The sequence below is a fragment of the Halomonas campaniensis genome (genome assembly GCF_014193375.1).
Taxonomy (GTDB): domain Bacteria; phylum Pseudomonadota; class Gammaproteobacteria; order Pseudomonadales; family Halomonadaceae; genus Halomonas; species Halomonas campaniensis.
Genome location: NZ_JACHZF010000011.1, coordinates 19,269 through 44,327, shown reverse-complemented (window position 1 = coordinate 44,327; position 25,059 = coordinate 19,269). Strand labels below are relative to the sequence as shown.

The window sequence follows — 25,059 nt, the reverse complement described above, 5'->3', positions numbered from 1 at the left end:
TGAGCAACGCGCTGCAGATCTACAACACGCTGACCCGCCGCAAGGAAGCCTTCACGCCCATCGAGCCGGGCCGGGTGCGCATGTACGTGTGCGGCATGACGGTCTACGACTACTGCCACCTGGGCCACGCCCGGGTGATGGTGGCCTTCGACGTCATCACCCGCTATCTGCGCTACCGGGGCTATGACGTCACCTATGTGCGCAACGTCACCGACATCGACGACAAGATCCTGCGCCGCGCCGACGAGAATGGCGAGACCATCTCGTCGCTGACCGAGCGCATGATCGCGGCGATGCACGAGGACGAGGCGCGCCTCTCTGTGCTGCCGCCGGACCAGGAACCGCGGGCGACCCGCCATATCGACGACATCATCGCGATGATCGAGACGCTGATCACCAAGGGCTACGCCTACGCGGCGGACAACGGCGACGTCTACTACCGAGTGCGCAAGTTCGAGGGCTACGGCAAGCTCAACAACCGCGACCTCGACGAGATGCGCTCGGGAGCGCGGGTCGAGGTGGACGAGCACAAGGAGGATCCGCTCGACTTCGTGCTCTGGAAGGCGGCCAAGCCCGGTGAGGCGAGCTGGCCATCGCCCTGGGGCGAGGGGCGCCCCGGCTGGCATATCGAGTGCTCGGCGATGTCCAGGTGCTGCCTGGGCGACACCTTCGACATCCACGGTGGCGGGCCGGACCTGACCTTCCCCCATCACGAGAACGAGATCGCCCAGTCCGAGGCGGCCAACGGCAAGCCTTTCGTCAACACCTGGATGCACGCCGGGGCGGTGCGGGTGAACCACGAGAAGATGTCCAAGTCGCTGGGCAACTTCTTCACCATCCGCGAGGTGCTCGAGCACCACGATCCGGAGGTGGTGCGCTACCTGCTGGTGGCCAGCCACTACCGCAGCGCGATCAACTATGCGCCGGAGTCCCTGGCCGACGCCCGCAAGTCCTTGGAGCGCTTCTACAACTCTCTTGAAGGGCTTTCGCTCGAAGGGCCGGTCCTGAAGGACGTTGCGGTGAAGGCCGACGAGGTAGATGGCCGTTTCGAGGCGCGCTTTGTCGCCGCCATGGACGACGACTTCAACACCCCCGAGGCGCTCTCGGTACTCTTCGACCTGGCCCGCGAACTCAATCGGGCCAAGAAGGAGTCCCCGGAGCAGGCGCCGACCCTGGCGGCGGAGCTCAGGCGCCTGGGGGCCGTCCTGGGGCTGCTGCAGCAGGATCCGGCGACCTTCCTCAAGGCGGGTGCCTCTGAGCTGCCGCTCTCCGAGGAGGAGATCCAGGAAAGGATCGACGCGCGCGCCGCGGCCAAGAAGGCGAAGGACTTCGCCGCCGCCGACGCCATCCGCGATGAGCTCGCCGCCCTGGGGATCATCCTCAAGGACTCCCGGGAAGGCACCACCTGGGTCTTCGAGAGGCCCGAAGGCTGAGCGGCAAGCGAGAAGCGTGGCGCTCAGAGAAGTTGGATGCTCTGCCCTGCGAGGGAGCAGGGCGTCCTGCGCTTCGGTCCTTCTTGGTTGTGTGCCATGCTGCTCAATAATTTCCGTGTCCTTGCCAATCTGTGCGCTATACTGCGCAAATAATGTGTTGAATGGCCATTATTGAGCAGTATCGTTCACAGGTGGAGCCATGAGGCTGACGCTACAAATCCACTTCGGCCGGGTCTGGCAAGATGCCGCCGAGATCTCCTTGCCAGACCCGGAGCGAGGCGTGCATGGCCCGTCTCGCCTGCGTTATGCAACCGACTATGCCGTCGAGTGGATGTTCCACGACGACCGGCATGCAGCCAGCCTGGTGCTGCCTGTGGAGCTGATGCTGACACACGAGTCCCCGCGCTGGTTCGGTTTTCTGGAGGACATCATGCCGGCGGGAGCCAGCCGCCGCTTCTGGGTGGACTTTCTCGGTATCCATCACCTTTCGACCGGGCGCCAGGACGCGGAGCTTCTGGCCCGCGGGACTATCGCGCCGGTCGGTAACCTGCGCATCAAGGAGGCGGTGCCCGACAACAGCCTCAGGGATAGCCTTGGAGAGCGACGCTTTCCAGTAAGAAACGTGGTGGAGCGAGATGTCGACTTTCTGGAGTATGCCCAGCAGATGGGAGCAGCCAGCGGGGGGGCGACCGGGGCCGGTGGCGAGGCCCCCAAGTTGCTGCTCAGGCTCGCCGAAGATGAGCAGGTCTGGATCGATACCTGGCAGGAAGAGGTTCACCGCCCGGATCTGCCGATGCTGGTCAAGTTTCCCCGCGGCCGGCGTACCGACGATGACTGCGATATTCTTCGTGCCGAATATCACTACTACCAGGAACTGGCGTTTCTGGGAATCGATACCATCGAGACAGGGGCCATGAGACTGATGGAGGGAGAGCGCTATCCCTCGCTTTGGCTGCCTCGCTTCGATATGCACCATCACGACGGCGTCTGGATTCGCTACGGCCTGGAGTCCGTCTATTCACTGATGGGGGCGGCGCCCGGCACCTTCCTTCGCCACGGTGAGACGCTTCGCCGGTTAGTGGGCCTGCTGCAGGCGCAGTATCGTGTCCGTGAGCTCGGCGAACCCTTTGAAGCGTCGGCTTTCGTCATCGAATGGGTGCGGCGCGATCTGCTCAACATCGCGTTTGGCAACTCCGACAACCACGGTCGCAATACGGCGCTGCTGAAGCGCCCCGAGGGAATCTGGCTCTCACCGGTCTACGATTTCGCCCCGATGCGAGCCGATCCCGAGGGAGTGACACGAACCACCCAGTGGGGCCCGCCGCTCGAGGCTGGGGGCGAATACGACTGGTACGCCATTGCGGAATCCCTGTCGGACCTCGTGGACCCCGATCAGTTGATGGAGGCGCTGCGGCGGCTGGCCGTCGACCTCAATGGGCTGGATGAACGCCTGGCCGGGCGAGGCGTTCCCACTCGCATTCTGGATATGCCGTCCGTAGGCTTGCGCACGCTTGGCACCCGACTCAAGCGCTGGGGGCTGCTATGAAACCTCGCAATGTCGATGACCGAGAAGGGGCGCTGGTGACGCTGCTGAGGCGTTTCTATGCGGGTGAGCTTACCGATGGCCAGCTCCTGAGGGCCCTGCGTCGTGATGTGCTGGGGCTCTCCCAGACCCGCTACGCGGCGCTGGTCGGCATCAGCCGGCGTACCCTGTCGGATCTGGAGGGTGACAAGGGCAATGTCACCCTGGAGATGAAGAACCGCGTCTTCCGGCCCCTGGGGCTGGAGGTGAGTCTGCTGCCGCGCAAGCGTTCCCTGCTGGCGCAGGCCCTGGACTCCACTGAGTAAACGAAAGCTGGATTGGACTCATCCCTCCTTTCTCGATGGCCGCATCGCCTTCTTCCGCGATGACTCGGCGGTGCTGGCCGAGGCCGCCGGCGCTGTCCGTCGAGCATCATTGATTCGGAACGGGCGGCAGCGGGATCTGCCGCGGCCAGTCGTCGGCGACCAGGAACAGCCGCTGCCAGCCCATCGCCTCCTGCCACACTGCCAGCTGGATGGGAGACGCGGTGGCCTGGAAGTGCTGGGCCAGCTGGGACTCGAGCTCGCCCAGTGGCAGCAGGTGCTCCCGGCGAGGCAGGGCGAGCCAGTGGGGCTTGTGCAGCCAGGCCCCCCGGGTGCCTGGCGGCAGGCCGTCGCGGTAGTCCCGCCATGCCCCCCAGAACAGCCAGGTGCCTCGCAGGTGTGCCGGGTTCGCTTCCCGGGGCGGGGGCAGCGGCCGGTGCCAGGGCGTGAAGAGCACTCCCGGCATGGCCAGCTGCCGCCGGATCGCCAGGGGACGATCAATCCCCATGGCCTGCGGGGCCAGCAGCACCTGGATGACCTCGCGGGCCTCGGGGGTCTCGGTCAGGCGCAGCTGGCGCTGGTGGAGGTGCTCGCGCTTGCCGGCCAGGCTGTCCGCCCCGCCGGGGCCGATCCAGCGCGCCTGGGAGGTATCGTCGCCGGGCCCTTCGGTCAGGCCGAGGTAGAACTTGATTGCCACCTCCAGGTGGATGGGCTCGGGCGCGCCGACCCGCCGGTAGAGCAGGTCGAGCTCGCCGAGGGTCTGCTTGCCGCGGAGGATGCGCAGGTTGTGGGCCAGCAGCTCGGTGCCGGGGGCGGCCGCCAGCAGGAACTGCCAGAGCCGCTCGTGGTAGAGCCCCATGCGGCCCGTCAGGGTGTCGCCCACGCACGCCTCCAGCGCCTCGGGGGTGGCTTCCAGGTCATCCAGCCAGGCGGCCAGGCGGGCGTCGTCGTCAAGCCCCAGCGCCTCGCGGCTGGGGCGTCCCGGCCAGGGCATGGTGAGCAGGTCGGGCACCAGCAGCAGCCACGCCAGGTCGCGGACCAGCGGATGGTGGCAGCGGTCGAGCAGGGGTGGCGGGGCGTGAGGCATGGGTCGGGCGTCCTGTGCGTTGGCGGCGGGGTCTGCAACGACACCGTCGAATCCTTATACTCAGGGTACATTCCTGACCCTCTGGGTGGTATTCCGCCATGCGTATCCCCTTTGCTCGCCTGACCCTGGTCGCTGCCGTCTCCGTGCTGGGCCTCTCCTCCGTCCAGGCCGATGACCCGGTGGTGGTCTCCTCGAAGATCGACACCGAGGGCTCGGTGCTCGGCCAGCTGATCCTCCAGCGGCTCGAGGCCGGCGGCATCGAGGTGCAGGACCGGCTGCAGCTGGGCGGCACCAGCATCGTGCGCGAGGCCCTGCTGACCGGCGAGATCGATCTCTATCCGGAGTACACCGGCAACGGCGCCTTCTTCTTCGACATGACCGACAGCGACGTCTGGCACGATGCCGAGGCGGCCTTCGAGACGGTTCGGGAGAGGGACGCCGAGAACGACCTGGCATGGCTGACGCCGGCCTCGGCCAACAATACCTGGGCGATGAGCGTGCGCGGTGACCTGGCCCGCGAGCACGGCCTGGCGAGCCTCGAGGACCTGGCGAGCTACCTGGAGGCAGGCGGCGAGTTCAAATTCGCGGCCAGCGCCGAGTTCGTGGAGTCCGAGCAGGCGCTGCCGGCGTTCCAGGAGGCCTACGGCTTCACGCTCGGCGATGACCAGCTGCTGGTGCTCTCCGGCGGCAACACCGCCTCCACGATGCGCGCCGCGGCCCAGCAGACCAGCGGCGTCAACGCCGCCATGACCTACGGTACCGACGGCGGCCTCAATGCGCTGGACCTGGTCGTCCTGGAGGACACCCTGGGGGTGCAGCCGGTCTACCAGCCGGCGCCGGTGGTGCGCGCCGAGGTGCTCGAGGCCTATCCCGAGATCGAGTCGCTGCTGACGCCGCTGTTCCAGGCCCTGGATCTGGAGACCCTGCAGCGTCTCAATGGCGACGTGGCCGTCAACGGGCTTGACCCTCGCCAGGTCGCGGCGGACTTCCTCGACGGCCTGGACGACTGAGCCCGCCGTGCGCAGGGAAGCGCCACTCCCCAACCGCGTGCTGACCGCGCTGATGCTGGCCGCCGCCGTGGCCTGGCTGGCGCTGCCGTCGGTGAGCGTCGCCCCCAACCGCATCGTCCCCGGTACCCCGTTCCATGCCTACGAGATCGTCGGCTGGGCCGGCGCCCTGGCGGGCTGCCTGCCGTGGCTAGCCATGGTGGCCCTGGCCTGGCGACCCACGCCCACCCGGTACCGCGTCGCGCTGGGGCTCGCCGTGCTGCTGCTGGCGGCCCTGCCGGCCTGGCTGGCGGGGGCGGCCGCCCTGATGATCGACCCGACCACGCCGCAGGCGCGTCTGGGGGTCGGTGCCGCGGTGTGGCTGCTGCTGTTCCTGCTCGGCCTGGTGCTGATCGAGCTGCGCGGGCGCCTGGCCTTGCCGCGGCTTGCCGTCTGGCTGCTGCTGGCGCCGGTGGCGCTGGTCTGGTGGCTGGCCTCGTCCCACGGTCTCGAGTCGCTGGCGCTGGTACAGGAGTACCGGGGGCGCAGTGACCAGTTCACCGCGGCGGTGATCCAGCACCTGCGGCTGGTGGCCGGCGCCGTCGGCGCCAGCCTGGTGCTGGGCGCGGGCCTGGCCCTGGCCATGCGCCGCCATGCCGGCCTCGAACGGGTCGGTTTCGGAGTGCTCAACTTCCTCCAGACCATTCCCAGCCTGGCGCTGTTCGGCCTGCTGCTGGCCCCGCTCGCCTGGCTCGCCGCCAACGTGGCCTGGCTGAATGCCATGGGGGTGAGGGGGATCGGCTGGGCACCGGCTTTCCTGGCCCTGCTCGGCTACAGCCTGCTGCCCATGGTCCGCAACACCTTCGTGGCGCTGGAGGGGGTGTCGCCGCAGGTGCTGGAGTCGGCGCGGGGCATGGGCATGAGCCGCACCCAGGTGTTCCTGCAGGTGCGCCTGCCGCTGGCGCTGCCGGTAATGATCGAGGGCGTGCGCATCACCACGGTCCAGGCGATCGGCCTGACCGCGGTGGCGGCACTGATCGGTGCCGGGGGGCTCGGCACCTTCATCTTCCAGGGGCTCGGCCAGGCCGCCATGGACCTGGTGCTGCTGGGGGCCTTGCCGATCCTGGCCATGGCGCTGGTCGCCGATGGCCTGCTTGGCGCCCTGGCCCGGCGGCTGGACCCCCGGCAGTTGCCATCAGCGGGTCAGGAGGCCACGTCATGATCGAACTCATCGAGGTCACCAAGCGGTTCGGCAGCGAGACCGCCGTGGATCGACTCTCGCTGCGGGTGGAGAAAGGCGAGCTCTGCGCCCTGGTGGGGACCTCCGGCTGCGGCAAGTCCACCACCCTGCGCATGATCAACCGCTTGATCGAGCACAGCGAGGGCGAGATCCACCTGGAGGGGCGCCAGGTCCGGGAATTCGACGAACAGACGCTGCGGCGCCGCATCGGCTACGTGATCCAGAGCACCGGACTGTTTCCCCACTGGACGGTGGCGCGCAACATCGGCCTGGTGCCGCGGCTGCTCAGGTGGCCGGCGCCCCGCATCCGGGAGCGGGTCGAGGAGCTCATGGCACTGCTGGGCCTGCCGGTGGATAGCTTCGCCGACAAGTACCCGCACCAGCTCTCCGGCGGCCAGGCCCAGCGGGTCGGGGTCGCCCGGGCGCTGGCCGCCGACCCGGACATCCTGCTGATGGACGAGCCGTTCGGCGCGCTGGACCCGATCACCCGCGAGTCGCTCCAGGCCGAGCTGCGTGACCTGCAGTCACGGCTGCACAAGACCATCGTGTTCGTCACCCACGATATGGATGAGGCCCTCGGCCTGGCCGACCGGCTGGTGGTGATGAAGGCCGGGCGCATCGTCCAGCAGGGCTCGCCCCTGGAGCTCCTGCGCGACCCGGCCGACGACTTCGTGGCGTCGATGCTGGGCGGGGACGATCGCGGCCTCAAGGAGGCCGCCCTGACCCGCGTCAGCGAGCGCATGCTGCCGCTGTCTCCCCGGCTGATCGCCCGTGCTCGGGTGCCTCGGGACGCGACCCTGCACCAGGCGCTGGCGGTGATGTTCCGCGAGCATGCCGATCGCCTGACGGTGGTGGATGAGGACGACATGCCGGTGGGCGAGCTCTCGCTGCGCCGCCTGGTGGGAGCCCGCCGCGATGAGTGAGTCGACGTTTGCCCGCTGCCCCGCGGCATGGACCCTGTGGCGAGCACCGCTTATCTGGTGTGGCCTGCTGCTGGCGCTGGCCTTCGGCATGGCGGCACTGGAACCGCTGTTCCGGGCGGTCGAGCCGGGCAGCCGCCAGGTGATCTACCCCCATGCCGAGTTCCTGACCCTGCTGGGGCGTCACCTGCTGGTGGTGGGCGTGGCCGCGCTGCTGGCGGTGGTCATTGGCGTGGGGGCCGCGGTGCTGGTCACCCGGCCGGCGGGTCGCGACTTCCTGCCGCTGTTGGCCCAGGCCGCTTCCATGGGGCAGACCTTCCCGCCGGTGGCCGTGCTGGCGCTGGCGGTGCCGGTGCTGGGGTTCGGCACCTGGCCGATCATCGTGGCACTGCTGCTCTATGGCCTGCTGCCCATCGTCCGCAACACCCTGGCCGGCCTGCAGGGCATCGACCCGTCGGTGCTGGAGGCGGCGCGCGGCATGGGCATGGGCGGCGTCCCGCAACTGCTGCAGGTCGAGCTCCCCCTGGCGGCGCCAGTGATCCTGGCGGGGATCCGCACCTCGGTGACGATCAACATCGCCACCGCCGCCCTGGGGGCCACGGTGGGGGCCAGCAACCTCGGCGCGCCGATCATCTCGGGGATCGTCAACGGCAATACCGCCTATGTCCTCCAGGGCGCCGCGCTGATCGGCCTGCTGGCGCTCACCGTCGACAGCGCCTTCGAGCGCTGCCAGCGGCTGCTCGGCCGTCACGGCCGTTGACGCTTTCTGCAGCAAGATTCACTGCCATCTGCTGCCTTGGTAGCAAGGTGGGTGCGCCTGGCTGCATTTTACGTTAACGTCACCTTGGGTTGCGTTGACCCGCCAGGGGCAATCCTTCTGGCAAAGGGCGATACAAGCGACAACACTGCCCTCAAAAGGGGTAGAGGATCCTGAGATGACAACGACACAAGATATCCATGCGCCGGACTTCCTGGCCGGCGACGAGTTCTCGATACCTACCTTCCGCCTGCTTCGTCAGGACGGCACCCTCTTCGAGGGGGCCGAGGCGCCGACGCTCGAGCGCGATCAGGCGCTGAAGATCTACCGCACGATGATCGCCACCCGGGTGCTCGACGAGCGGATGATGGCCGCCCAGCGGCAAGGCCGGCTCTCCTTCTACATGCAGTGTACGGGGGAAGAGGCCGCGGTGATCGGGGCGGCGGCCGCGCTCGACGATGCCGACATGATCATGTCCCAGTACCGCGAGCAGGGCGCGCTGGTCTACCGCGGGTTCAGCTACGACGAGTTCATGAACCAGCTGTTCGGCAACGAGCTCGACTATGGCAAGGGGCGGCAGATGCCGATCCACTACGGGTCGCGCAAGCTCCACTACATGACCATCTCCTCCCCGCTGGCCACCCAGATTCCCCAGGCGGCCGGCTACGCCTACGGCCAGAAGATGGCCGGTGACGGCCACTGCACCCTGTGTTTCTTCGGCGAGGGCGCCGCCTCCGAGGGCGACTTCCACGCCGCGCTCAACATGGCGGCGGTGCACGAGGTGCCGGTGATCTTCTTCTGCCGCAACAACGGCTATGCGATCTCCACCCCCTCCATCGAGCAGTTTGCCGCCGACGGGGTGGCGCCGCGGGCCTTCGGCTACCGGATGCACGTGATCCGGGTGGATGGCAACGACATCCTGGCGGTGCTGTCGGCCACCCGCGAGGCGCGCCGGATCGCCGTGGAGCAGAACCAGCCGGTGCTGATCGAGGCGATGACCTATCGCCTCGCCGCCCACTCCTCCTCTGACGACCCCTCCGGCTATCGCTCGAAGAAGGAGGAGGAGGCCTGGCGCGAGAAGGACCCCATCCTGCGCATGCAGCACTGGCTGGTGGCGCAGGGCTGGTGGAACGACGACGAGGAGAAATCGCTACAGGAGTCGTTGCGCCGCGAGGTGCTCGAGACCATGAAGCGTGCCGAGAAGCGGCCCCCACCCCCGCTCGACAGCCTGGTGACGGATGTCTATGCCGATGTGACCCCGGCCCTGCAGCGTCAGCTGGACCGGCTGAAGACCCATATCCGCAAGCACCCGGATGCCTATCCGAAGGGGGCGCGTTCGCTGGACCCGGACGTGAGCGCTCAGGACGATGCCGCCAACGAGGGAGGGGCCTGACATGCCGACCATGAATATGCTGCAGGCGATCAACAACGCCCTGGACATCGCCATGGCGGAGGACGACAAGGTGCTCTGCTTCGGGGAGGACGTGGGTGTCTTCGGTGGCGTCTTCCGGGCCACCAGCCACCTGCAGGAGAAGTACGGCAGGGCGCGCTGCTTCAACACGCCGCTGGTCGAGCAGGGCATCATCGGCTTCGCCAACGGCCTGGCAGCCCAGGGGTCGGTGCCGGTGGCGGAGATCCAGTTCGCCGACTATATCTTTCCGGCCTTCGACCAGATCGTCAACGAGACGGCCAAGTTCCGTTTCCGCTCCGGCGACCTGTTCAACGTCGGCGGCCTGACCATCCGGGCCCCCTATGGCGGCGGGATTGCCGGCGGGCTTTACCACTCCCAGTCGCCGGAGGCCTACTTCGCGCATACCCCGGGCCTCAAGATCGTGGTGCCGCGTAACCCCTACCAGGCCAAGGGCCTGCTGCTCTCGGCGATCCGCGACCCCGACCCGGTGCTGTTCTTCGAGCCCAAGCGCCTTTACCGTGCCTCTACCGGGGAGGTGCCCGAGGAGGACTACCAGCTGCCCATCGGCGAGGCGGAGGTGATCCGCGAGGGGACCGATATCACCGTGCTCGGCTGGGGCGCGCAGATGGAGGTGATCGAGCGGGCCGTGGAGCTGGCCGAGAAGGAGGGCATCTCCTGCGAGGTGGTCGACCTGCGCTCGATCCTGCCCTGGGACGAGGACACCGTGGCCGAATCGGTGCTCAAGACCGGCCGCCTGGTGATCACCCACGAGGCGCCGCTGACCGGCGGCTTCGCCGGCGAGATTGCCGCCACCATCCAGGAACGCTGCTTCCTCTACCTGGAATCGCCCATCGCTCGGGTGACCGGCCTGGATACGCCTTTCCCGCTGACGCTGGAGAAGGAGTACCTGCCGGACCACCTCAAGATCTTCGAAGCGATCAAGGCCAGCGTGGCCTTCTGATGCCAGACAGCGCGTCGGAAGCGAGCCAGGACAGACAGGAGTAAGCAAGATGAGCGATTTCATGCTGCCCGATATCGGTGAAGGTATCGTGGAGTGCGAGGTGGTGGAGTGGCGCGTGGCCGAGGGCGACGTGATCGAGGAGGACCAGCCGGTGGTCGAGGTGATGACCGACAAGGCGCTGGTCGAGATCACCGCGCCCGAGGCGGGCCGGGTGACCCGGCTCTACGTGGAGAAGGGCGAGATCGCCAAGGTGCATGCCCCGCTGTTTGCCTACGAGGCCGAGGGGGAGGAGACCGCGAGCCCGGCAGCCGAGCCGCCCGCATCCTCGGCGCAACCGTCGGCGCCGCCCGAGCCGTCCGCCAGGCCCACCGGCGGAGGCGCCGCCGAGGGCAGGCCGGACAAGGACTTCATTCTCCCGGATATCGGCGAGGGTATCGTCGAGTGCGAGGTGGTGGAGTGGCGCGTGGCCGAGGGCGAGGTGATCGAGGAGGACCAGCCGGTGGTCGATGTCATGACCGACAAGGCACTGGTCGAGATCACCGCCCCCGAGGCCGGGGTGGTGAGCCGGCTGCACGTGGCCCAGGGCGAGATTGCCCGGGTGCATGCGCCGCTCTATGCCTATCGACCGGAAGGCGAGGCCGAGGCCGCCGAGGAGGCGCCTCGCCCGCGGCAGGAGGCCAGTGCGTCACCCGCCGAGGCCCGGCGAGCGGCGCCCACGACGGCCCCGCAACCCGTCAGTGATGGCGGGGAGCCGGGGCGTGGCCCCTACGGCCGCATTCCCGCGGCACCGGCGGTCCGCCGGCTGCTGCGCGAGCACGGCCTGGCGCTGGACGAGGTGGCCGGCTCCGGCAGGCAGGGGCGGGTGCTCAAGGAGGACGTGCTGCGTCACCTTGAGCACGGGGGTGAGACGGCCCGGTCGGCTGCGACGACCGAAACCGTGTCGCCGACGCCGGCGCCCCAGCCGGCCGAGCAGGAGGTCCGCGTGGAGCCGCTGCGTGGCGTGCGGGCGGTCATGGCGAAGCGCATGGTCGAGTCGGCCACCACCATTCCGCACTTCCAGTATGGCGAGGAGATCGACGTCACCGAGCTGCTGGCGCTGCGCGAGCGCCTGAAGCCGCTGGCGGCGGCCGAGGAGACCCGGCTTACCCTGATGCCCTTCTTCATGAAGGCCATGGCGCTGGCGGTGCGCGAGGCGCCGATCCTCAACGCGCGGCTCAACGACGAGGCCAGCGAGATCCACTACCTCGCCTCGGTCAACGTGGGCATGGCGGTGGATAGTCGTGCCGGGCTGCTCGTGCCCAACGTCAAGGGCGTGGAGCGGCTGAGCCTGCTCGGCGTGGCGGCCGAGGTCCAGCGACTCACCGACGCCGCCCGTGCCGGCAAGGTGAGCCAGGAAGACCTCAAGGGCGGCACCATCAGCATCTCCAACATCGGTGCCATGGGCGGTACCTATGCCGCACCGATCATCAATGCCCCGGAGGTGGCGATCGTGGCCATCGGCAAGACCCAGTGGCTGCCGCGCTTCGATGCCGAGGACCGGGTAGTCAAGCGGGCGATCATGACCGTCACCTGGGCCGGCGACCACCGGATCATCGACGGCGGCACCATTGCCCGCTTCTGCAACGCCTGGAAGGGCTACCTCGAGGCGCCGGAGACCATGCTGCTCCATCTGGCGTAACACCATGACCCAGGCGCCCCTGCAGCAGTTCTACATTCCGGAGGAGCAGTCGGTCTATCTGCTCAGCCACGACGATGCCCGCAAGCTCAAGGCGTGGGTGTCGCTGTGCCAGGACCAGCTGGAGCAGCTGGGCTACCGGGAGATCGAGCTGATCGGCAAGGGCGCCTACGGCTTCGTGTTCGCCGGACTGACCGCCCTGGGTGACCAGTACGTCTTCAAGTTCACCCGGGTCAACCTGCCCCAGCACCTCCAGGACCGCCTCGAGGAGGAGGCCTTCATGCTGGAGCAGGTCGATCATCCGCGGGTGCCCAGGCTGATCGCCTACCAGCGGGTGCGCCACCAGTCGATCCTGGTCATGCAGCGGGCCCCGGGGCTCAACCTCGAGGAGGTATCGCTGCGCGAGGGTCGCCTGTCACCGCGCCTGGTGATGCACATCGCCGACCAGCTGGCCGACATCCTGCGCGCGCTGCGCCGGGAGTCCGGCCCGGCGGGGCGGCCCATCGTGCACGGCGACATCAAGCCCTCCAACCTGGTCTTCGACGGAGAGACCGAGAACATCGCGCTGATCGACTGGGGCTCCTCGGTGTTCGCCCAGCTCGATGCCAACCAGCAGTTCGTGGCGGCCAACGTCATGGAGCTGATGTCAGACAACCTGCAGCAGACCAACGCCCGCCTGGGCGATGTCTACTTCATCGGCGAGGAGCAGCTCAATGGCGCGCTCTCCTCGCCGCGCTTCGACGAGCAGGGTGCCGCCGGCACCCTCTATGCGCTGGCCTCGGCGCAGTCCTGCCGCTTCGGCCATCGGGCGATTCCCGCGACCTCCCTGGGCCTGCCGGTGGAGTTCGCGCGCATGCTCGACGGCATGCTGGACCCTGACCCGCGGCTGCGCCTGAAGGCCGGCGACCACTTCATCCGCGAGATGCCGCGGCTGGCCCGGCTGGTGATGATCGACCTGCCCGAGCCACCGGCCCATGCGCTGGTGCCGGTGTGGGTGCGGCCGGCCGAGCGGGAGATCGATACCGTGGTCTACAGCTCCCGCAAGGCCTTCCTGCGCGAGGAGGGCGCCGCCGAGACCCTCAACGACGTCAACGACGTGCAGCTCGACCGCTACTACAAGAACTTCATGCAGGGTATGGGCGAGACCGAGAAGGCCTTCCTGGCCTCGGTCAGCCGCCTCGGCCGGTACCCGGTGGTGGGCGGCCTGGCGGTGCGCTGGGAGGCCGACGGGGTCTACATCGATACCTCGCTGAACCTGCACGATGCCGAGCGGCGGCCGGCCTTCATTGCCGCGGTCAACAACATGGTGCACCTGGCCCGGGCCATCTACCGCCAGGGCATCTTCAAGAGCTGCCTGTTCAACGCCCGCGACACCCTGCATCTCGAGCGTGACAGCCAGGAGCAGCCGTTCATGATCGAGCCGGGCATGCGCCTGGCCTACGAGGTCAGTGCGGTTCCGGAACTGGAGGATCGCAGCCGCCTTCACAGCTACTTCGAGGATGGCCCCGACCCGGAGGAGTTCCTGGTGCTGCCGGAGGCGATCATCACCTCGCTGGAGGCGCTCAACGAGATCCACCATACCGGCATGATCATCTTCGAGGCGCTGCCCGAGCACCTCAAGATCCACTCCTACTATCGGCTGCTCGATCCCTCGCGGGAGGCGGAGTTCCGACGCCGGCTGGAGGATATCCTCGATGCGGTCGGGCTGATCGAGGGGCTCGGGGTCTCCGGGTTCATGAAGATGCCCTACAAGGACACCCGCTTCTTTCCCCACGTTGAGCGCCAGCCGGAGCGCTTCTATCCGCGGGACCCGCGCGCGGCGCTTGCCGTGGCGGACGCGAGTGCCAGGGGGCGGGCCGATTAGCGGTTCATGGCCTGCGGCAGGTAGAGCGCAATCTCCGGGAAGAGGTGCATCAGGGCGATGGCCACCAGCATCAGCAGGAAGAAGGGCAGGGTGGCCCGGGTGATGGTCAGGATGTCCTTGCCGGTGAGGCCCTGGATCACGAACAGGTTGAAGCCCACCGGCGGGGTAATCTGTGACATCTCCACCACGATCACCAGATAGATCCCGAACCAGATCAGGTCGAATCCCGCGGCGCTGATCACCGGCATGATGATGGCCGTGACCAGGAGGATCAACGAGATCCCGTCGAGGAAGCAGCCCATCACCAGCAGCAGCAGGGTCAGCGCCACCAGCAGCATCGTCGGCGAGAGGCCCATCTCGCCGATGGCCCGGGCGAGCTGCATGGGCACCTGGGTGAACCCCATCGCCGAGGTGAGGAACGACGCCCCGGCGATGATGAAGGCGATCATGCAGGCGGTGCGGATGGCCGCGAACAGCGATTCCTGGAAGACGGCCTTGCCGAAGTGCCCGTTCAAGCGGGCAATCAGCATCGACAGCACGACACCCACCGCGGCCGCCTCGGTGGGCGAGGCCAGCCCGCCGTAGATGCTGAAGATGATCCCGCCGATCAGCGCCAGGATGGGCAGCAGCGACCAGGTCTGGCGCAGCTTCTGCGCCAGCGGCAGCGACGACTCGTCCTGGCCGGTCAGTCCGCTGCGCTTGCCCTTGAGGAGCGCCCAGGCGATCAGGTAGACCATGAACAGCGAAAGGATCAGCAGCCCGGGCCCGACGCCGGCCATGAACAGGCGGGAGATCGACTGCTCGGTGACCACGCCGTAGACGATCAGGACGATCGAGGGCGGAATCAGCAGGCCCAGGGTGGAGGCGCTGGCCAGGGTGCCGATGGCCATCTGCGGATCGTAGCCTCGCCGCTCCAGCTCCGGCAGCGTCATCTTGCCGACCGTCGCACAGGTCGCCGCCGACGAGCCGCAGACCGCGGCGAACATGCCGCTGCCGATGATGTTGGTGTGCAGCAGGCGTCCCGGCAGGCGGTTCAGCCAGGGGGACAGGCCGCGGAACATGTTGTCGGCCAGCCCCGAGCGGAACAGGATCTCGCCCATCCAGATGAACATCGGCAGCGCGGTCAGGTCCCAGCCATAGCTCGCGCCCCAGAAGTCCGAGGCGAGGATGGGGCCGGGCGATAAGGTGCTGAAGACCGCCAGGGCGACCCAGGCGGTCCCGATCAGGGCGAAGGCGATCCAGACGCCGCTGCCGAGCAGGATCGCCAGGGTGAGGATGCTGGCCAGGCTGAGGATCAGCACGGTGATGTCTCCCGTTGGGCAGGTGTCATGGCAGGTCGCTGTCGTCGCCGTCGGTGAGTTCGCGGTAGCGCTCGGGCTCCCTGGCCGCGATGCGCAGCGTCATCACCAGGGCCTCGGCCAGCGCCAGGCAGAGCAGCCCCACGCCGGTTGCCAGCACGGTCTGTGGAATCCATAGCGGGATCGACAGAAACCCGGAGGAGACGTCCCGGAACTGCAGGCTCTCGCGGGCAAGCTCGATGAGCCCATGTCCCAGCAGCAGGCTCAGGGCGAGTGCCACGATCAGGCAGGCTACCTCGAACCAGACCCGGATCCGGGAGGGCAGCCGCGAGATCAGCAGGGTGACGCGGATGTGGGCATGGTGCACGAAGGTGTAGGCAAGCCCCAGGAAGGTGGCACCGACCAGCAGGTAGGCGGCGATCTCCGACACGCCGGTGATACTCAGGCCGAGGCGTGGCATGCCGACCAGATGCAGCAGGGCATCGACGACCCGGAAGGTCACCTGCAGCGCCACCAGGGCGCAGATCGTGACCATGCAGGTCGCCGCTCCCCAGGCGCCCATGCGGTAGAGCAGCGCAAACTTGAAGGTCATGGCGGTGATTCCCGATGGCTGGCCGGCGCGGCGGCGTGGCACCGCGCCGGCCGGTGGGTCACTCCTCGAGGCCGGCGCGGTAGGTCTCGAGGAGCTCCAGGGCCGGCTCGCTGGCACGGGCCTGCCAGTCCTCGAACAGCTGGTCACCGGCGGCCTGCAGGGCGGCGGCGACCTCGTCGTTGGGGGTGGAGACGGTGACTCCGTTGTCCTGCAGGGCCTGCAGGCTGGTCTCGTTGTTGTCGCGGCTCATCTGCCAGCCGCGTGTCTCGGCGCGCTCGGCCGCTTCCAGCAGGGCCTCCTGGGTGGCCTCGTCGAGCCGGTCGAAGGCGCGCTTGTTGATGAAGACGATATTCTTGGGCAGCCACAGGTTGGCGTCGGTGTAGTGGGAGATGTAGTCCCAGGCGGTCATGGCATTGCCGGTGGCGCTGGAGGTGATCATGGCATCCACCCGTCCGGTGCTGAAGGCGGTGGGGATGTCTGACTCCTCGGTCTCGGTGGGGTTGCCGCCGAGGTTCTGCACGAAGCGCTGGGTGTTGATGTTGGGCGCTCGCACCCGCAGGCCCTCGAACTGCTCGGGATCCTCAAGGGCATCGCGGGTATAGATGCCCTGGGCGGGCCACGCCACGGCGTAGAGCGGCACCAGTCCCTCCTCGGCGAACAGCTCGGTGATCATCGGGCGTGTGGCTTCCCACAGGGCCATGGCCTCCTCGTAGCTGCCCGCCACCCCCGGCAGGGTGTCGATCTCGAAGATCGGGTCCTCGTTGGAGAGGATCGACAGGAAGACCTCGCCCGCCTCGATGGTGCCGCGCCGGACGGAAGGCTTGATCTCGCCGTGGGCGACCAGCGATCCCCCGCTGTGCACGTTGATGCGCAGGGCGCCGTCGGTGGCCTCCGCCACGTCCTCGGCAAACTGCTTGACGTTCTGGGTGTGGAAGCTGGCATCGCCGTAGGGGGTCGCCATGTTCCATTCTGCCGCCAGGGCAGTGCCGGAGACGGCGAGGCAGGAGAGAGTAACCAGCAGCGGCTTGAAGGGGCGTGGGGTCATCATCAGGACCTCCTGTGGAATGCGCGTTGAGTCATGCAGGACACTCCGAAGCCTAGCAGCTCAGCTGCCCGCAGTTGGCGAGGCGTTTGGACAATGTCTAAACGGTAGCCCGGGCGTGGAGGTGAAATGGGCCCTGCCTTCTGCCGGGCCAGCCGGGACACTTCGGGCCGCGAAGCTGTGATAGGTTTATCCCATGATCAAGGGCGGTGAACCGAAGATGGACACTATCGTTCGGAATGACCGCCCCCTCGTCGTCACTGCGGGTGCCCCATGAACATCAGGACGCTGGAAACCTTTGTGTGGATTGCCCGGCTGGGCAGCTTCCGGGCGGCTGCCCGGCGGCTCTATGCCTCACAGCCCTCGGTATCGGCGAGGATCTCCAGTCTCGAGGATGAGCTGCGCACCGAGCTGTTCGATCGGACCGGACGCAAGGCGGTCCTGACCGCCAAGGGGCGACAGCTGCTGGTCTATGCGGAGAAGATCCTGCAGCTCCACTCCGAACTGCTGGAGACGGTGGCAAGCCCCGATGCCATCCACGGCACGATCCGGCTGGGAGTCTCCGAGACCATCGCCTACACCTGGCTCCCTCGGCTGATCGAGAAGATCAGCGAGGCCTATCCGGCGGTCAACCTGGAACTCGACGTCGATATCTCTCTCAACCTTGCCGACAAGCTGGTGAGTCGAGAGATCGATATCGCCTTCCTGATCGGCGAGGTCAGCCAGCCCGACATCATCAATCGGCGCTTCTGCCGCTATCCCCTGGTCTGGGTCGCCAGCCCCGGCGTCGAGCTACCCGCGGAGCCCATCGGCCTTGCCGATCTGGCAAGAATCCCCATCATCACCTATCCGCGTCGCAGCGAGCCCTATGCCAATATCCGCTCGCTGATCAATCCCATGAATCACCCCACCCAGATTCATTCGAGTTCCTCGCTTTCCACCATCATTCGCATGACCGTCGATGGGCTCGGGGTGAGTGCACTGCCTCGGGAGATCCTGCACCGGGAGCTGGCGTCCGGGGCCCTTCGCGAGTTTCGTGTCGAGGCCTCGCTGCCCGACCTGGTCTTCAACGTGGCCTACAGTGCGGCACCCGGGGCCACGGTGCTTCGCGCGGTGGCGGAACTGTCGCTGAGTACGGTGAGTGACGACTCTCGGGAGAGTGAAAGGATCGTTTGATCAGCTTATTCGATCAAAGGTGATCCTGAATATCGATTTGATGCAATCAGATGTTCTGCCCTACCTTGAAGGGGTCGCATGGAGAGGCAGAACAATGTCCCACAACACTTTCCCCCATGCCGATCACGACCCGAGAGCCGTACGCCTCGCCGCTCGTGATGGCACCCTGGTCGGGCCCACCGCGGGTCTCGCCAAGGGCTTCGTCCAGGTCAACCTGGTGATCCTTCCCGAAGCCCAGGCCAACGGCTTCCTGCGTTTCTGCCAGTCCAACCCCAAGCCCTGTCCGCTGCTGGCGGTCAGTGAGCCAGGCGAGCGAGGCTGTGCCGCGCTGGCCGATGATCTCGATATCGCGCGGGATGTGCCCGCCTACTGCCTCTATCGTGACGGGCGGCTCGACCAGACGGTCCATGATGTCTCCGACGTCTGGCGTGATGACCTGGTGACCTTCGCGCTCGGTTGTTCCTTCACCTTTGAGCATGCCCTGATCCAGGACGGCCTGCCGGTGCGCCATATCGATGAGGGGCGCAACGTGCCGATGTACCGGACCTCCGTGCCGCTGGTGCCGGCCGGTGGCTTCGCTGGCCACCTGGTCGTCTCGATGCGCCCCTATCGGGCCAGCGATGCCATCCGCGCCATCCAGATCACCACCCGTTTCCCCCAGACCCACGGTGCCCCGGTCCACCTTGGCGATCCTGCCCTGATCGGCATCACCGATCTCCACTCGCCGGATTACGGTGATGCAGTGTCGATGGGCGATGACGAACTCCCGGTGTTCTGGGCCTGCGGCGTGACCCCGCAGCAGGTCCTGATGGACGCCGGCATAGCGTTTGCCATCACCCACAGTCCGGGCCACATGCTGATCACCGATATCCCCGACAGCCGCGTGGCCCTGTTGTAGCCCCTTCTGGAAAAACAGAGGAACTTCTGATGATTACAAGAAAACGTCTCGTCGCCTCGGTCGCTGCCGGCATGCTGGTCGGCGCGTCCCAGGTCCCGGCACAGGACCTCGATGACACCAGCTTTGCCTATGTCGGCAGCTGGAGCAGCCTGTCGCTCTACCAGAACTTCGAACGGCCGTTCTGGGAGCGTCATCTGCCGGAGGCCTCCGGCGGCCGGATCTCGACCGATGTCACGACCTTCGACCAGATGGGCCTCGGCGGCGGGGAGGTGTATCGCCTGATGGGACGGGATGTCATCGAGGTCACCTCCACGGTGGCCGACTATGCCGTCCAGGATGCACCGGAACTGGAAGGCCTGGACATGCCGATGATCGCACCGGACGTCGAGACGGCGCGGAAGGTGGCCGACGCCTACCGGCCGGTACTGGCCGACGCCTTCGCCAAGCGCTACCAGGATGCCCAGCTGCTGGCGGTGGTGCCCTATCCGTCGCAGATGGTCTTCTGCAATGCCGAGATCGACGGGCTCTCCGACCTGGCCGGCAAGAAGGTCCGGGCGAGCGGGCGTGCCACCGCCGAGTTCCTCGAGGCGCTGGGAGCCGAGGGCATCACGCTCAACTTCAGCGAGGTGCCGGGTGCCCTGCAGCGCGGCGTCATCGACTGCGCCGTGACCGGGTCGCTGTCCGGCTACAGCTCCGGCTGGTACGAGGTGTCCACCCACCTCTATCCGCTCCCCGTGGGCGGCTGGGATCATGTGGTGACCGCCATGAACGGCAAGAAGTGGGCCTCGCTCTCGCCGGAGACCCAGGAGTGGTTGATGGCCGAGATCCGGGAGAACTACGAGGAGCCGGTCTGGGAGTCCGCAGTGGAGGAGACCCGTGAGGGGATTGCCTGCCTGACGGGGGAAGGCGAGTGCACCCGCGGTGACCCCGGCGACATGGTGCTGGTGGAGGCCACCGACCAGGACTTCGTGGAGGCGAGCCGCCACCTGGAAGAGACCATCCTGCCCAACTGGGCGAATCGTGTGGACCAGGAGTGGGTGGATCGCTGGAACGAGACCATCGGTAGTGTCACCGGGCTGACCGCTGCCAAGTAAGCCTCCGACCAACCCCTGGCGACCGGGCTGCACGGCAGCCCGGCCTCGCCCTGGAGAGTCACATGTTGCAAACGGTAAATACCGCTCTCGACCGGGTGCTGAACGGTGTGCAGGTGGGGTCGCTATGGATGGCCCGAGCCGGCGGCGTGCTGATCCTTATGACGGTGGTGCTGGTGACCACCGAGGTGTTCTCGCGCCAGCTGATGGGACGCTCCGCCGTCCACGCCACCGAGCTGACCGGCTATGTCATGGCGATCAGCACCAGCTGGGCGTTTGCCTACACCCTGCTGCGCAAGGCGCATATCCGCATCGATGCCCTGTATCTCAACTTTCCCATGCGCATTCGAGGTGGCCTGGACCTGCTGGCGCTGTTGGCGATGGCGCTGTTCTGCGTGCTCGTGGTGGGGGCCGCCTTCGAGGTCGCCAAGGATTCGTTCATGGGGGGTGCCCGCGCCAACACGCCGCTGGGGACCCCGGTGTGGATCCCGCAGTTCCTGTGGGTGATGGGACTCGCCTGGTTCAGCCTTGCCGTCGGCCTGATGACACTTCGCGTGCTGCTCGGGCTGCTGGCGGGCGATGTCGAGGGCGTACAGCGGCTCGCCGGCAGCCCGACACTCGACGAGCAGATCAGCGATGAAAACCACGAGGCGACCTCATGATCCTGATAACGTTGCTGGTCCTGCTTGTCCTGCTGGTGTTGAGCATCCCGGTGGCCGCCACCCTGATCATGCTCGGCCTGTTCCTCGACGAGTTCTTTTCTCCCTTCCCGCTGTCCCGGGCCATGGGCGATGTCATCTGGTCGGCGTCGGACAGCTTCCTGCTGATCGCGATTCCGCTGTTCATTCTGCTGGGCGAGATCCTGGTGCGTACCGGGATCGCGAAGGGGACCTATCGGGCCCTGGAAAGCTGGCTCTCCTGGCTGCCGGGTGGCCTGCTGCATGCCAACATCGGCACGGCGACGCTGTTCTCGGCGACCTCGGGGTCCAGCGTGGCGACCGCGGCGACCATCGGTACCGTGGCGCTTCCCCAGGGCAAGGAGATGAAGTACGACCCCAGGCTGTTCACCGGGTCGATCGCCGCCGGCGGGACCCTGGGCATCATGATTCCCCCCTCCATCAACCTGATCGTCTACGGCTTCCTGACCGAGACGTCGATCCCCAAGCTGTTCGCCGCCGGCCTGGTGCCAGGGCTCCTGCTGGCGCTGCTGTTCATGGCCGGGACCGCGCTGCTCTGCATGTGGCGACCGAGCCTCGGAGGGCCCAGCAGCTCCCATGCCTGGTCGGAACGCATTTCGGGCCTGCGGCATCTCCTGCCGGTGCTGATCCTGTTCGGCGTCGTGGTCGGGTCGATCTACGCCGGGTGGGCGACCCCGACCGAAGCGGCCTCGCTCGGGGTGATCGGCGCGCTGCTCATCGCGCTGTTCATGGGCAAGCTCTCGCTGCGCATCATCGTCGAGGCACTGGACGGCACCATGCGGACCACGGGTATGATCATGCTGATCATCATCGCCTCCTACTTTCTCAATTTCGTGCTGGCCTCCACCGGGGTCACCCGTGAACTGACCGCCTTCCTGGAGGCCGCGGGCCTCGGGCCCTATGCCACGCTGATGCTGGTGATCGCGCTCTACATCGTGCTCGGGTTCTTCATCGAGACGCTGTCGCTGATGGTGATCACGATTCCGATCGTGGCGCCCATCGTCATCGGCATGGGGTTCGACCCGGTGTGGTTCGGCATCCTGCTGATCCTGCTCATCGAGATGGCGCTGATCACACCGCCGGTCGGGCTCAACCTCTACGTGGTCCAGGGGGTGCGCCAGGGGGGCTCGTTCAATGATGTGATGGTGGGCGCCATGCCCTATGTCGGCTTCATGTTCCTCATGGCCATCCTGTTGATCCTTTTCCCGTCGCTGGCCATGTTCCTGCCGAACATGCTGGGCTGAGGGAAACGCGATCCATCCATTCCGGGGGTGTCTCGGCGAGGCATGACGCGCCGAGCCACCCCGGATCACCATGTCACACTCAATGACAGGAACCCGCGTATGACGACATTTGAACTGGTGGACAGCGGCGAGGCCGTGGACGTCGAGGTGCAGGAACTGATCATCGCCGGCTGGGCCGGTCGCGAGCAGGCGGGGATCGACGAGCATATCGAGGAGCTCAAGGCGATCGGCGTCACCCCGCCCTCGACCACGCCGCTCTTCTATCGCGTCGCCGCCGACCAGCTGACCTCCGCCGACACCATCCAGGTGCTGGGCAAGGCCAGCAGCGGGGAGGTGGAGGTCGTCCTGATTGGCTCCCCGGCGGGGACCCTGGTAGGCATCGGCTCCGACCACACCGATCGCGAGGCAGAGGCCTGGTCGGTGGCGCACTCCAAGCAGGTCTGTGCCAAGCCGGTGGGTCGACAGGTCTGGCGGCTCGAGGACGTCATCGACCACTGGGATGAGCTGACGATGGCCTCCTGGGCCACCATCGAGGGGGACGAGGTGCTCTATCAGCAAGGGGGGGTGACCGGGCTGCTGCCCCCGGGTGAACTGCTGCAGCGCTTCGGGCTCGAGGAGACGCGACTGGCGCCCGGCCAGGTCATGCTGTGCGGCACCCTGCCGGTGATCGGCGGTGTGCGGTCCGCCGAGGCCTTTCGCGTGGTGCTCGAGGACCCGGTGCGTCACCGTGCGCTCGATCATCGCTATCGAGTGGACGTGCTGCCGGTGGTGGCGTGATCCCCCGATGCTGAGCGTGCTGCTGGCCAAGCTGCTCGCCACGGCGGCGGTGGTGGTCGGGGTCTCCCTGGCGGTGGGCAAGCTGGGGCCGCGTCTGGGCGGCATCATCGCCGGCACGCCCATCGTCCTCGGACCCGGCTACTTCTTCATGCTCCAGGAGCACTCGCCGGCCTTCATCCAGGCCGCCGCCCTCTCGACCCTGCACGCCCTGGTGGCCACGCTGCTGTTCAGCATGAGCTTCGTGGTCACCGCTGGGCGCCTGAGCGCCCTGGCCAGCCTGGCTATCGCCACCCTCTGCTGGGTCCCCGCGGCGCTGCTGTTCTCGCGGGTACACGGGGGCGTCGGAGTGGCGGTGCTGATGTACCTCGCCATGCTGCTGCTGGCCGAGGGGGTCAGGCGGGCGCTGCGCCTGGCACAGCCGGTCATCGTGGCTCGCTCCGGTTGGTTCGACCTGCTGCTGCGGGGGCTGCTGGCCGGGGTGCTGGTGAGCGTGGCAACCACCCTGGCGGTGAGGTCCGGGCCGTTGCTCTCCGGCATGCTGGTGGGGTTTCCGGTGGGTCTGTTCACCATCGGCTGGACCCTGCATGAGCGTTACGGGGCCGACGTGGCACGGGCCACGGTGAGCATGGCCCAGAAGGGCATGCTGAGCCTGGTGGCCTTCGGGGTAGTGACCGCGACCCTGGTGGGGCATGCGCCGCCGATGGTGGTGTTCCTGCTGTCGTTGCTCGCTTCCATGGCCGTCAGCGCCATGCTCTTCCTGATCAGCCAATGGCAGTTCCGGCGCGCCTGGGCGCGCAGGCGCGACGCCATCGGGCCCTGATGGACACATCATCGAGAAAACAATGACAAAGGAGCCTTGCCAATGGCCAAAGACGACGTGAATCCGTCTGATCCCGCCGCCATCACCGACTCACGCTCCGGCGGGGAGGACGAGCGCCGGATCCTGCGCCGTGACCCCGACCCGCACCTGTTTCGGCCTGTCCAGTTCCGCTCGGTCAGGGCGCGCAACCGGATCATGCTCTCCCCCATGTGCCAGTACTCGGGACGCGAGGGGCTGTCCAACGACTGGCACTTCATGCACCTGGGCGCCCGAGCGGCCGGAGGGGCCGGCTGGGTCTTCACCGAGGCCGTGCATGTCGAGCCCAGGGGCAGGATCACCCCGTATTGCCTCGGCCTCTGGAATGACGAGCAGCGCGACCGGCTGGCGCGGATAGCCGCCTTCGTCGCGTCCCAGGACGCCGTCCCGGGCATCCAGCTGGGCCATGCCGGACGCAAGGCCTCGGTGGGGCGTCCCTGGGAGGGCTCTCACCCCCTGTTGCCCGGCGAGGGCGGGTGGACGGACCTGGTCTCGGCCTCTGCGCTTCCCTATGCCAGGGGCTGGGCGACGCCCGAGGCCATGTCGGTTGACCAGATCCAGGCGTCCCTCGCCAGCCTGAAGGCCAGCGTGCGCCGCGCCCGGGAGGCGGGCTTCAAGGCCCTGGAACTGCACGGCGCCCATGGCTATCTGATCCACCAGTTCCTGTCGCCGCTGAGCAATCGGCGCGATGATGGCTATGGCGGCAGCTTCGACCATCGCATCCGCTTCCTGCTCGAATCGATCGACGCGACCCGTGAGGAGTGGCCGGAGGAGTTGCCTCTGTTCCTGCGCCTGTCGTGTACCGACTGGGTCGAGGGGGGCTGGGACCTGGAGCAGACCGTGCGACTCGCTGCACTGCTGCGAGAGCGGGGGCAGGTCGATCTGATCGACTGCTCATCGGGGGGCAACGATCCGCGCCAGGCCATCCCCATCCATCCCGGCTACCAGATACCCCTGTCCCAGGCGGTTCGAGATCGGGCCGGGATCGCCACCGGTGCCGTGGGCCTGATCCATAGCCCCGATCTCGCCGAATCGGTGGTGGCCAACGGCCAGGCCGACCTGGTGATCCTCGGTCGTGCCCTGCTGGCCGATCCGGTCTGGCCGCTGAGGGCCGCCGCCGCGCTGAAGGCGCGCAACGTGGCATGGCCGAAGCAGTACGAACGGTCCAACATCTTCTAGGGCCCCGGCATCCATTCGCCTGGCCCCAA

The 25,059-nt window shown here is 67.4% G+C and carries 23 protein-coding genes; 19 read left to right on the top strand and 4 right to left on the bottom strand.

Translation table 11 applies throughout. The features are described 5' to 3' along the window. Positions 1–11: 11 nt before the first annotated feature. The 3 genes from cysS to BDK63_RS08940 all read left to right on the top strand — a co-directional run bounded on the left by cysS (position 12) and on the right by BDK63_RS08940 (position 3,281). Positions 12–1,433: a cysteine--tRNA ligase gene (gene cysS / locus BDK63_RS08950; protein ID WP_183331223.1), complete on the top strand. Its 1,422-nt coding sequence runs from the start codon at positions 12–14 to the stop codon at positions 1,431–1,433. A 199-nt stretch (positions 1,434–1,632) separates the two neighbouring features. Then, positions 1,633–2,979 (top strand): type II toxin-antitoxin system HipA family toxin, encoded by a 1,347-nt coding sequence (locus BDK63_RS08945; RefSeq protein WP_183331048.1) that lies wholly within the window; start codon positions 1,633–1,635, stop codon positions 2,977–2,979. Further along, complete coding sequence (locus BDK63_RS08940; protein WP_183331046.1) at positions 2,976–3,281, top strand: helix-turn-helix domain-containing protein; 306 nt, start codon at positions 2,976–2,978, stop codon at positions 3,279–3,281. The genes BDK63_RS08945 and BDK63_RS08940 overlap by 4 nt, the downstream gene beginning before the upstream one ends. 106 nt (positions 3,282–3,387) lie before the next feature. On the opposite strand, the gene BDK63_RS08935 is transcribed toward BDK63_RS08940, so the two are convergent. Continuing rightward, the gene (locus tag BDK63_RS08935) at positions 3,388–4,365 is read right to left on the bottom strand and encodes a DUF1853 family protein (protein ID WP_183331044.1); all 978 of its coding nucleotides are present in this window, start codon (positions 4,363–4,365) and stop codon (positions 3,388–3,390) included. A 98-nt stretch (positions 4,366–4,463) separates the two neighbouring features. On the opposite strand from BDK63_RS08935, the gene osmF reads away from it, so the two are divergent. The 8 genes from osmF (at position 4,464) to BDK63_RS08895 (ending at position 14,179) form a co-directional block, all read left to right on the top strand. Then, the gene (gene osmF / locus BDK63_RS08930; protein WP_183331042.1) at positions 4,464–5,375 is read left to right on the top strand and encodes a glycine betaine ABC transporter substrate-binding protein OsmF; all 912 of its coding nucleotides are present in this window, start codon (positions 4,464–4,466) and stop codon (positions 5,373–5,375) included. A gap of 7 nt (positions 5,376–5,382) precedes the next feature. Continuing rightward, entirely contained in the window at positions 5,383–6,573 is a 1,191-nt protein-coding gene (locus BDK63_RS08925; RefSeq protein WP_425485949.1) for an ABC transporter permease, read from the top strand. Further along, the gene (locus tag BDK63_RS08920) at positions 6,570–7,514 is read left to right on the top strand and encodes an ABC transporter ATP-binding protein (RefSeq protein WP_183331040.1); all 945 of its coding nucleotides are present in this window, start codon (positions 6,570–6,572) and stop codon (positions 7,512–7,514) included. Before BDK63_RS08925 ends, BDK63_RS08920 begins: the two co-directional genes overlap by 4 nt. Further along, positions 7,507–8,271 (top strand): ABC transporter permease, encoded by a 765-nt coding sequence (locus BDK63_RS08915; RefSeq protein ID WP_183331038.1) that lies wholly within the window; start codon positions 7,507–7,509, stop codon positions 8,269–8,271. The genes BDK63_RS08920 and BDK63_RS08915 overlap by 8 nt, the downstream gene beginning before the upstream one ends. 175 nt (positions 8,272–8,446) lie before the next feature. Beyond that, positions 8,447–9,661 carry a thiamine pyrophosphate-dependent dehydrogenase E1 component subunit alpha gene (locus tag BDK63_RS08910; protein WP_183331036.1) on the top strand — a complete coding sequence of 405 codons (1,215 nt, stop codon included), beginning with the start codon at positions 8,447–8,449 and terminating at the stop codon, positions 9,659–9,661. Position 9,662: 1 nt separating this feature from the next. Then, a complete protein-coding gene (locus tag BDK63_RS08905; RefSeq protein ID WP_183331034.1) occupies positions 9,663–10,640 on the top strand; it encodes an alpha-ketoacid dehydrogenase subunit beta in 978 nt (325 codons plus the stop codon). Positions 10,641–10,689: 49 nt separating this feature from the next. Then, complete coding sequence (locus BDK63_RS08900) at positions 10,690–12,318, top strand: dihydrolipoyllysine-residue acetyltransferase (protein WP_183331032.1); 1,629 nt, start codon at positions 10,690–10,692, stop codon at positions 12,316–12,318. A gap of 4 nt (positions 12,319–12,322) precedes the next feature. Continuing rightward, the gene (locus tag BDK63_RS08895) at positions 12,323–14,179 is read left to right on the top strand and encodes a protein kinase domain-containing protein (RefSeq protein WP_183331030.1); all 1,857 of its coding nucleotides are present in this window, start codon (positions 12,323–12,325) and stop codon (positions 14,177–14,179) included. Here BDK63_RS08895 and BDK63_RS08890 read toward each other — a convergent pair. The 3 genes from BDK63_RS08890 to BDK63_RS08880 are packed head-to-tail and all read right to left on the bottom strand — an operon-like array spanning position 14,176 to position 17,114. Beyond that, positions 14,176–15,480: a TRAP transporter large permease subunit gene (locus tag BDK63_RS08890; RefSeq protein ID WP_183331029.1), complete on the bottom strand. Its 1,305-nt coding sequence runs from the start codon at positions 15,478–15,480 to the stop codon at positions 14,176–14,178. The genes BDK63_RS08895 and BDK63_RS08890 overlap by 4 nt on opposite strands. A 25-nt stretch (positions 15,481–15,505) precedes the next feature. Beyond that, positions 15,506–16,069 carry a TRAP transporter small permease gene (locus BDK63_RS08885; RefSeq protein WP_183331028.1) on the bottom strand — a complete coding sequence of 188 codons (564 nt, stop codon included), beginning with the start codon at positions 16,067–16,069 and terminating at the stop codon, positions 15,506–15,508. Between the two features lie 58 nt (positions 16,070–16,127). Beyond that, positions 16,128–17,114, bottom strand: a complete 987-nt coding sequence (locus tag BDK63_RS08880) for a TRAP transporter substrate-binding protein (RefSeq protein WP_183331218.1) — start codon at positions 17,112–17,114, stop codon at positions 16,128–16,130. Between the two features lie 270 nt (positions 17,115–17,384). On the opposite strand from BDK63_RS08880, the gene BDK63_RS08875 reads away from it, so the two are divergent. The 8 genes from BDK63_RS08875 to BDK63_RS08840 all read left to right on the top strand — a co-directional run bounded on the left by BDK63_RS08875 (position 17,385) and on the right by BDK63_RS08840 (position 25,030). Next, the gene (locus BDK63_RS08875; protein WP_183331027.1) at positions 17,385–18,287 is read left to right on the top strand and encodes a LysR family transcriptional regulator; all 903 of its coding nucleotides are present in this window, start codon (positions 17,385–17,387) and stop codon (positions 18,285–18,287) included. A gap of 94 nt (positions 18,288–18,381) precedes the next feature. Then, positions 18,382–19,185, top strand: coding sequence for a putative hydro-lyase (locus BDK63_RS08870; RefSeq protein ID WP_183331026.1), 804 nt, complete (start codon positions 18,382–18,384; stop codon positions 19,183–19,185). A 29-nt stretch (positions 19,186–19,214) separates the two neighbouring features. Further along, positions 19,215–20,279, top strand: coding sequence for a TRAP transporter substrate-binding protein (locus BDK63_RS08865; RefSeq protein ID WP_183331025.1), 1,065 nt, complete (start codon positions 19,215–19,217; stop codon positions 20,277–20,279). A gap of 62 nt (positions 20,280–20,341) precedes the next feature. Next, on the top strand, positions 20,342–20,938 hold the full coding sequence (locus tag BDK63_RS08860) for a TRAP transporter small permease subunit (RefSeq protein WP_183331024.1): 597 nt from the start codon (positions 20,342–20,344) through the stop codon (positions 20,936–20,938). Further along, positions 20,935–22,218, top strand: coding sequence for a TRAP transporter large permease (locus tag BDK63_RS08855; protein ID WP_183331022.1), 1,284 nt, complete (start codon positions 20,935–20,937; stop codon positions 22,216–22,218). Before BDK63_RS08860 ends, BDK63_RS08855 begins: the two co-directional genes overlap by 4 nt. 99 nt (positions 22,219–22,317) lie before the next feature. Then, positions 22,318–22,995 (top strand): DUF2848 domain-containing protein, encoded by a 678-nt coding sequence (locus BDK63_RS08850; RefSeq protein ID WP_183331020.1) that lies wholly within the window; start codon positions 22,318–22,320, stop codon positions 22,993–22,995. A 7-nt stretch (positions 22,996–23,002) separates the two neighbouring features. Continuing rightward, entirely contained in the window at positions 23,003–23,815 is an 813-nt protein-coding gene (locus tag BDK63_RS08845) for a hypothetical protein (RefSeq protein WP_183331018.1), read from the top strand. A 42-nt stretch (positions 23,816–23,857) separates the two neighbouring features. Beyond that, the gene (locus BDK63_RS08840) at positions 23,858–25,030 is read left to right on the top strand and encodes an NADH:flavin oxidoreductase/NADH oxidase (RefSeq protein WP_183331015.1); all 1,173 of its coding nucleotides are present in this window, start codon (positions 23,858–23,860) and stop codon (positions 25,028–25,030) included. Positions 25,031–25,059 lie beyond the last annotated feature (29 nt).